This is a genomic window from Streptomyces sp. NPDC054956, assembly GCF_053609185.1.
This window is the reverse complement of record NZ_JBSGXB010000022.1, coordinates 40,491-47,939: the sequence shown is the minus strand read 5'-3', so window position 1 is coordinate 47,939 and position 7,449 is coordinate 40,491. Positions and strand designations below refer to the sequence as shown.

At 71.9% G+C, this 7,449-nt stretch carries 8 protein-coding genes; 2 read left to right on the top strand and 6 right to left on the bottom strand.

The genetic code is table 11. The features are described 5' to 3' along the window. Window positions 1-60: 60 nt before the first annotated feature. From ACWGDE_RS06945 to afsQ1, 3 genes are read right to left on the bottom strand one after another with little or no spacing between them, the layout of a single operon-like run. On the bottom strand, window positions 61-720 hold the full coding sequence (locus ACWGDE_RS06945) for a hypothetical protein (RefSeq protein WP_453387929.1): 660 nt from the start codon (window positions 718-720) through the stop codon (window positions 61-63). Beyond that, a complete protein-coding gene (locus ACWGDE_RS06940) occupies window positions 707-2,290 on the bottom strand; it encodes an ATP-binding protein (RefSeq protein ID WP_453387936.1) in 1,584 nt (527 codons plus the stop codon). Before ACWGDE_RS06940 ends, ACWGDE_RS06945 begins: the two co-directional genes overlap by 14 nt. Further along, window positions 2,188-2,865 carry a two-component system response regulator AfsQ1 gene (gene afsQ1, locus ACWGDE_RS06935; protein ID WP_453387928.1) on the bottom strand — a complete coding sequence of 226 codons (678 nt, stop codon included), beginning with the start codon at window positions 2,863-2,865 and terminating at the stop codon, window positions 2,188-2,190. Before afsQ1 ends, ACWGDE_RS06940 begins: the two co-directional genes overlap by 103 nt. Window positions 2,866-3,051: 186 nt before the next feature. On the opposite strand from afsQ1, the gene ACWGDE_RS06930 reads away from it, so the two are divergent. After that, complete coding sequence (locus tag ACWGDE_RS06930; protein ID WP_453387927.1) at window positions 3,052-3,759, top strand: SigE family RNA polymerase sigma factor; 708 nt, start codon at window positions 3,052-3,054, stop codon at window positions 3,757-3,759. Window positions 3,760-3,897: 138 nt separating this feature from the next. Here ACWGDE_RS06930 and ACWGDE_RS06925 read toward each other — a convergent pair whose 3' ends face one another. Continuing rightward, window positions 3,898-4,608 (bottom strand): uridine kinase family protein, encoded by a 711-nt coding sequence (locus ACWGDE_RS06925; RefSeq protein WP_453387935.1) that lies wholly within the window; start codon window positions 4,606-4,608, stop codon window positions 3,898-3,900. A 53-nt stretch (window positions 4,609-4,661) separates the two neighbouring features. Here ACWGDE_RS06925 and ACWGDE_RS06920 point away from each other — a divergent pair, with 53 nt between their 5' ends. Next, complete coding sequence (locus tag ACWGDE_RS06920; protein ID WP_453387926.1) at window positions 4,662-5,021, top strand: hypothetical protein; 360 nt, start codon at window positions 4,662-4,664, stop codon at window positions 5,019-5,021. Window positions 5,022-5,090: 69 nt separating this feature from the next. Here ACWGDE_RS06920 and ACWGDE_RS06915 read toward each other — a convergent pair whose 3' ends face one another. Both ACWGDE_RS06915 and ACWGDE_RS06910 read right to left on the bottom strand, forming a co-directional pair. Then, window positions 5,091-5,990, bottom strand: a complete 900-nt coding sequence (locus ACWGDE_RS06915; protein ID WP_453387925.1) for an aldehyde dehydrogenase family protein — start codon at window positions 5,988-5,990, stop codon at window positions 5,091-5,093. Continuing rightward, window positions 5,990-7,447 (bottom strand): aldehyde dehydrogenase family protein, encoded by a 1,458-nt coding sequence (locus ACWGDE_RS06910; RefSeq protein ID WP_453387924.1) that lies wholly within the window; start codon window positions 7,445-7,447, stop codon window positions 5,990-5,992. Before ACWGDE_RS06910 ends, ACWGDE_RS06915 begins: the two co-directional genes overlap by 1 nt. Window positions 7,448-7,449 lie beyond the last annotated feature (2 nt).

The window sequence follows — 7,449 nt, the reverse complement described above, 5'->3', positions numbered from 1 at the left end:
GCCCCGGACCGATGGTCCGGGGCCGTTCGCACGGGCGGGCCGGTCGGGCCGGTCCGCCGGTCAGGTCTTCTTCGGCGAGGGCGTCGGCGACGCCGTCGTCCCGGGCCGCACCACGTCGCCCAGCGTCGGGACCGCCTCCGGCCGCGAGCGGACGGCTTCGCTGCACTCCCACGCGCGCGGCGGGTCCGAGTCGGGACCGCCGAGCACCACCGGGCCCGGCCCCGCCGAGATCGCGTCGCTCTCCGAGAGCGTGCACACGATCTGCGACAGCGCCACCGGCGGCAGGTCCTCGGGCTTGCGGCTGAGCCGCAGCGTGCCCGCCGGGTCGCCCGGCCGCGGCGCCGCCGCCGTCAGCCCGGCCGGGACGTCGGTCGAGAAGCCCGCCTCCCGGTCCTCCGAGGACGGTTCGCGCTGCAAGGCTTCCAGCAGGGCCTGGCCCACCAGGACCACCGCGTCCCTGGACGGCTTCTTCTCCGGGATCGGCACCACCCGCTCGACGCCCACCAGCTGGGCCCCGCAGACCAGTTCCACCGTGGCCCGGATGCCCTGCACCCCGCCCGCCCCGGCCGGCGGGGTCGCCGGCGTCTTGCACGACACCCGTGAGGGCGCCGCGCCCACGTCCACCGGCACGGTGGTCGCCCTGATCCCGCACCCCGGCAGGCAGCCGCACAGGGCGAGCAGGCCCAGGGCCGCCAGTACGGCCGTACTACGCCTCGTCACCGGCGATCACCTTCCCCACGTCCACCGGCAGCCGCAGCGTGAACAGCGCGCCGCCCTCCGCCCCGTTCTCCGCGGTGATGTCGCCGCCGTGAATGTGCGCGTTCTCCATCGCGATGGACAGGCCCAGACCGCTGCCGTCCGACTTGGGGCGCGAAGCGCTCGCCTTGTAGAACCGGTCGAAGACGTGCGGCAGCACCTCCTCGGGGATGCCCGGCCCGTTGTCCCGTACCGCCATGACCAGCCACTCGCCCTCCACCCGGATGGAGACCCGTACCGGCGACCCGCCGTGCTTGAGCGCGTTGCCGATCAGGTTGGCCAGGATCACGTCGAGGCGCCGGGGGTCCAGACGGGCCACGATCCCGCGCTCCGCGTCGAGTTCGACCGCGTCGAGCCAGGCCCGGGCGTCGATGCACGCCGTCACCTGGTCGGCGACGTCCACGTCGTCCAGCACCAGCCGGGCCGTTCCCGCGTCGAAGCGGGTGACCTCCATCAGGTTCTCCACCAGGTCGTTCAGCCGCCTGGTCTCGCTCACGACCAGCGCCACCGCCGGTGCGATCATCGGATCGAGGTCGTCGACCTCCTCCTCCAGCACCTCGGCGACCGCCGTCAACGCCGTCAGCGGCGTGCGCAGTTCGTGGGACATGTCCGCGACGAACCGCCGGCTGGACTCCTCCCGCGCGCTCATGTCGGCGACCTTCTTCTCCAGCGCCTCCGCCGTCTTGTTGAAGGTGTGCGCCAGATCGGCGAGTTCGTCCGTCCCCGACACCTCCAGCCGGTGGTCGAGCTCGCCCTCGCCGAGCCGACGCGCCGCGTCGCCGAGCCGCTGTACGGGCTTCAGCACGGTCCGGGCCGCGGCCTGCGCGAGCAGCGCGCTGCCGAGCAGCGCGAGCCCCGTGGCGATGGTCAGCGACCAGGCCAGGGCGTTGAGGTCGTCGCGTTCCTGCGCGAGGGACTTGTACATGTAGCCCGTCGGCCCGCCGCCCACGATCCGGGTGCCGCCGACCAGGTACGGGTTGCCGTTCGGCTTCGTCCGCTGCCAGTACATGTGGTACTCGGCGTCGTTGGCCGACGTGGTCTTCTGCCGGTCGTCGATCGCGTGCTGAAGCGACTTGGGCACGTCCGCGAGCGAGAAGGCGTCGGGGCCGGCCGCGCCGGACACCTTGCGGCCGTCCTTCAGCTCGTCCACGAGCAGCACGCTGTAGCCGGGGCTGCTGCCCGCCATCATCTCGGCGGTGTGCTGCAGCTCCTCCTGCGTCGGGTCGGCGGGCAGCGCCGCGGCCCGGTTCTGCATCTCCTGCCGGAAGTCGCCGAGTGCGGCGTCCTGGGTCCGGGTCAGAACGGCCTCGCGGTTGAGCCAGTACGCGATCGCGGACGCGGAGACCGCGGCCGTCAGGGCGACCAGCGCGAACACGACGAGGAGCCGCAGCCGCAGGCTGGTCCAGCGCCGGCCCGCGAACAGGGCTTTGATCACTGAGGGGAATCCAGTCGGTAGCCGACGCCCCGGACCGTACGGATCAGGGTGGGTGACGAGGGCACTTCCTCGACCTTGGCGCGCAGCCGCTGGACGCAGGCGTCCACGAGGCGCGAGTCGCCGAGGTAGTCATGCTCCCAGACGAGCCTCAGCAGTTGCTGGCGGGAGAGCGCCTGACCGGGCCGGCGGCTGAGCTCCAGGAGCAGCCGCAGCTCGGTCGGGGTGAGCTGGAGGTCCTCGCCGTTCTTGGTCACCGTCATGGCGGACCGGTCGATGACCAGCGAGCCGAAGACGGCGGAGTCGGTGGACTCGCGTTCGCCGCGGCGCAGCACGGCCCGGATGCGGGCGTCGAGGACCCGCCCCTGGACGGGCTTGACCACGTAGTCGTCGGCTCCGGACTCGAGGCCGACCACCACGTCGATGTCGTCGTTGCGCGCGGTCAGCAGGATGATCGGCAGCTGGTCGGTGCGGCGGATGCGCCGGCACACCTCGAAGCCGTCGATCCCGGGCAGCATCACGTCCAGGACGATCAGGTCCGGCCGCTGCTCGCGCAGCAGTTTCAGGCCGTCCTCGCCCGTCGCCGCGGCGGCCACACGGTGGCCCTGGCGTGACAGGGAGAGTTCGAGGGCCGTGCGGATGGCGTCGTCGTCCTCGATGAGCAACAGGAAGGGCACGGGCTCATTCTGTCCCATCGCCCCTGAGGACTTCGACCGCCTTGCGCCCCCAATCCCGGGCGGGGCTCCCCCGGGGCCCGGCCGGGACCCTGTGACAGGCCTGTGACAGTCGAAGGACACCCCGGTTATGTCGGGCGGGCAGTCTTCTAGCAACGAACACACAGACTCCACGACGGGGGGCGCGAGATGAACACGCTGCACAGCACCACCACCAGCGCGGTTGTCACGCGGCTGCACGATGTGAACCGCCGGACGGTCGTCCGTACGGCGACGGCCCCTTCCCGGCGGCCGGCGCACGTGGTGGCCATCGACGCGAAGACCTACGAGCGCCCCACCGTCCCCACGCAGCGCACGGCGAACCCGTCCGGCGACTCCGAGGCCGAGTTCACGGCGTACGTCCAGGAGCGGCGGGCCGCCCTCTACGCGACGGCCTTCCACCTGACCGGCGACCGCTACGAGGCCGAGGACCTGCTGCAGACCGCGCTGTTCTCCACGTACCGCGCCTGGGACCGCATCAGCGACAAGGCTGCCGTCGGCGGCTACCTGCGGCGCACGATGACGAACCTGCACATCAGCGCCTGGCGCCGGCGCAAGCTGAACGAGTACCCGACGGAAGAGCTGCCGGAGACGGCCTCGGACACCGACGCCATGGGCGGTACGGAGCTGCGCGCGGTGCTGTGGCAGGCGCTCGCCCGCATCCCGGAGCCGCAGCGCACGATGCTGGTGCTGCGCTACTACGAGGGCCGCACGGACCCGGAGATCGCGGAGATCCTGGGCATCAGCGTCGGCACGGTGAAGTCGAGCATCTGGCGCTCGCTGCGGCGCATGCGCGAGGACGAGGCGCTGAGCTTCGGCCGCGACGAGGCGGAGTCCTTCGAGGACCTCGTCGCCTGACGGACCAACGGCCGGGGGGCCGTCCTACGGGGGTGGGGCGGCGGCCATGGGGGGAAAGCGCGGAATCAGTCGGCCGGGGGTCCGACTGGTTCCGCGCTTTCATGTGCGCCCTGCGTCTTGCGCGCTGGGTCCTGCGCGCTACGCGGCCGCGGTGCTCGCGCTCGCCGAGCGGTGGCGGCCCGCCGCAGCCGCCGCTAGGCGGCCCAGCGCCTCGTCACGGCCGCAGGCGTGCGCGCCCAGCGCGGTGTGCCGGGCCACGATGCCCCGCTCCGCCCGCATCAGCCGCCAGCCCCGCCGCAGCAGCATCGGCACCGACTTGCGGCCCTCGCGCAGGTCGCGGGCCAGCCGGCGCCGGAAGGTGGTGCTGGGCCGCCCGCGCAGGCAGATCGCGTCCGCCAGCAGTCCCAGTTCCTGGCACCGCAGCGCGACGTCCGCCGCGAAGATCCCCTCGGCTATGAACAGCGGGGTCCGGGAGATGTCCAGCGCCTCCGTACCGGTCCGGGAGGAGGTGGAGATGTCGTAGACGGGGACCTCGGTCCGCCCGGCCGCGCACAGCTCGGCGATCGCGGCCACGGCCGCCTCCGCGTCCCAGGACTGCGGGGAGTCCCAGTCGATGTCGGCACTGCCCTCGACGAGCGGCAGGGTGGGGTCGTCGCCGTCCTTGTAGAAGTCGTCCAGGCGCAGCACGGGCAGCCCGGAACGGGCCGCCAGCGAGGACTTGCCGGAGCCCGAGGGACCGGTCAGCAGGACGACACGCGTAGGCGAAGGAGAGGAACAGCTCACGGAACAACAGTGTGAACTATTACCTCGGGCAGGGGACCTACCCAAAGGTCCGTTGGTATCGAGGATCACACCTCCACTACGCTGCGTGCGCACGCGACTACAACCCAGGCGGGATCTCCATGGCACGTCACGCAGCCCCTTCCGTACCGAACCGACTCCGCAGTGCGGGCCTGACCCTCTCGATGGCCGGTGCGGCCCTCGCGATGGCCGCCGGGGGTGCCCAGGCCGGCGAGCTCGATGTTCCGGCGGCCCTCGCGGGGGTCTCCGACCCGATCTCGAACCTCAAGGTGAATCCGCTGGCCCACACCGGCGTGGACCCGCTCGACAACGGCGTGGCCACCCAGGTCGCGGATTTCCCCTCCGTCGGCACCGGCATGGTCACCGGCATCCTGACCCAGGGGCCGTCGGTCGGCGAGCTGCCCACCGCCGCGGCGTCTTCCCTCCTGGGCCCGCTGACGGGCGGCAAGCAGCTCCCGTAGGGCATGAAGAGGCCCCGGCAGTGCGGGGGAACGCTGCCGGGGCCGGTCTTCGGGGGAGCTCGTACGGCTCTAGTACGAGGAGCCGCCCGCGCCCAGCGACCCGGTGGGGTGCCAGACGGTCTTGGTCTCCAGGAAGGCCGTCATGCGCGCCGTGCCCGGGTCGGCGCTCCAGTCGTCCACAGGCTGTGGACGCAGGACGCGCTTGAGGTTGTCCGCGGCCGCGATCTCCAGCTCCTTGGCCAGCGCCGTGTCGGCGCCCGCCAGGTCGATCGCGTTGACGTCCTGGTGGGACGCCAGGTGCGGGCCCATCTCGGCGGCCTTGCCGGACAGGATGTTGACCACGCCGCCGGGCAGGTCGGAGGTGGCCAGCACCTCGCCCAGGGAGAGCGCCGGGAGCGGCGCCTTCTCGGAGGCGATGACGACGGCCGTGTTGCCCGTGGCGATCACCGGGGCGATCACGGATACCAGTCCGAGGAAGGACGAGGCCTGCGGGGCGACGACCGTGACGACACCGGTCGGCTCGGGGGTGGAGAGGTTGAAGAACGGGCCCGCGACCGGGTTGGCCCCGCCCACGATCTGGCCGATCTTGTCGGTCCAGCCCGCGTACCAGACCCAGCGGTCGATGGCCGCGTCCACGACGGCGGCCGCCTTCGACTTGGACAGGCCCTCGGCCTCGCCGACCTCGCGGACGAACTGCTCGCGGCGGCCCTCCAGCATCTCGGCGATGCGGTAGAGGATCTGGCCGCGGTTGTACGCGGTCGCGCCGGACCAGCCGCCGAAGGCCTTGCGCGCGGCGACGACCGCGTCACGGGCGTCCTTGCGGGAGGCCAGCGGGGCGTTGGCCAGCCAGTTGCCCTTGGAGTCGCTCACCTCGTACACCCGGCCGCTCTCGGAGCGGGGGAACTTGCCCCCGACGTACAGCTTGTAGGTCTTGAAGACGTTCAGACGGGTCGACTCAACGGATCCCATTAGCGCTCACCCTTCGGGTTCGACGGGGCGAGGTAGCCCTCGAGGCCGTGGCGGCCGCCCTCGCGGCCGAAGCCCGACTCCTTGTAGCCGCCGAAGGGCGAAGTCGGGTCGAACTTGTTGAACGTGTTGGCCCAGACGACGCCCGCGCGGAGCTTGTTGGCGACCGCGAGGATGCGCGAGCCCTTCTCCGTCCAGATGCCGGCGGACAGGCCGTACTGGCTGTTGTTGGCCTTCGCGACGGCCTCGTCGGGCGTGCGGAAGGTCAGCACGGACAGCACCGGGCCGAAGATCTCGTCGCGGGCGACGGTGTGCGCCTGGGTGACGTTCGTGAAGAGCGTCGGGGCGAACCAGTAGCCGGACGACGGCAGGTCGCACGGCGCGGTCCAGCGCTCGGCGCCCTCGGCCTCGCCGGTCTCCGCGAGCGCGGTGATCCGGGCGAGCTGCTCGGCGGAGTTGATCGCGCCGATGTCGGTGTTCTTGTCGAGCGGGTCGCCGAGGCGCAGCGTGGACAGGCGGCGCTTGAGCGAGCCGATCAGCTCGTCGTGGACCGACTCCTGGACCAGGAGGCGCGAGCCCGCGCAGCAGACCTGGCCCTGGTTGAAGAAGATGCCGCTGACGATGCCCTCGACGGCCTGGTCGATGGGGGCGTCGTCGAAGACGATGTTGGCGCCCTTGCCGCCCAGCTCCAGGGTGACCTTCTTGTCGGTACCGGCGACCTGGCGCGCGATGGCCTTGCCGACGGCGGTGGAGCCGGTGAAGGCGACCTTGTTCACGTCCGGGTGCTCGACGAGGGCCGCGCCCGCGTCCCCGTACCCGGTGAGGATGTTGACGACGCCCTTGGGCAGGCCCGCCTGGCGGCAGATGTCCGCGAAGAACAGGGCGGACAGCGGGGTCGTCTCGGCCGGCTTCAGCACGACGGTGTTGCCGGTGGCGAGCGCCGGGGCGATCTTCCACGCGAGCATCATCAGCGGGAAGTTCCACGGGATGACCTGGGCGGCCACGCCGAGGGGGCGCGGGTTGGCGCCGTAGCCCGCGTGGTCGAGCTTGTCGGCCCAGCCCGCGTAGTAGAAGAAGTGCGCGGCGACGAGCGGGAGGTCCGCGTCGCGGGTCTCCCGGATCGGCTTGCCGTTGTCGAGGGTCTCCAGGACGGCCAGCTCGCGGCTGCGCTCCTGGATGATCCGCGCGATGCGGAAGAGGTACTTGGCGCGCTCGGAGCCGGGCAGCGCGGACCACTTCTCGAAGGCCTTGCGGGCCGCCTTGACGGCCCGGTCCACGTCGGCGGCGCCGGCCTGCGCGATCTCGGCGAGCACCTCCTCGGAGGCCGGAGAGACGGTCTTGAAGACCTTGCCGTCCGCCGCTTCGGTGAACTCGCCGTCGATGAAGAGCCCGTAGGAGGGGGCGATGTCGACGACGGAACGCGACTCCAGCGCGGGCGCGTATTCGAATACAGATGCCATGG

What these genes read in the sequence shown, in the direction of transcription:
- ACWGDE_RS06930 (WP_453387927.1), top strand. Translation starts at nt 3,052, where the DNA reads ATGAACACGCTGCACAGCACCACCACCAGCGCGGTTGTCACGCGGCTG.
- ACWGDE_RS06920 (WP_453387926.1), top strand. Translation starts at nt 4,662, where the DNA reads ATGGCACGTCACGCAGCCCCTTCCGTACCGAACCGACTCCGCAGTGCG.
- ACWGDE_RS06915 (WP_453387925.1), bottom strand. Translation starts at nt 5,990, where the DNA reads ATGGGATCCGTTGAGTCGACCCGTCTGAACGTCTTCAAGACCTACAAG.
- ACWGDE_RS06910 (WP_453387924.1), bottom strand. Translation starts at nt 7,447, where the DNA reads ATGGCATCTGTATTCGAATACGCGCCCGCGCTGGAGTCGCGTTCCGTC.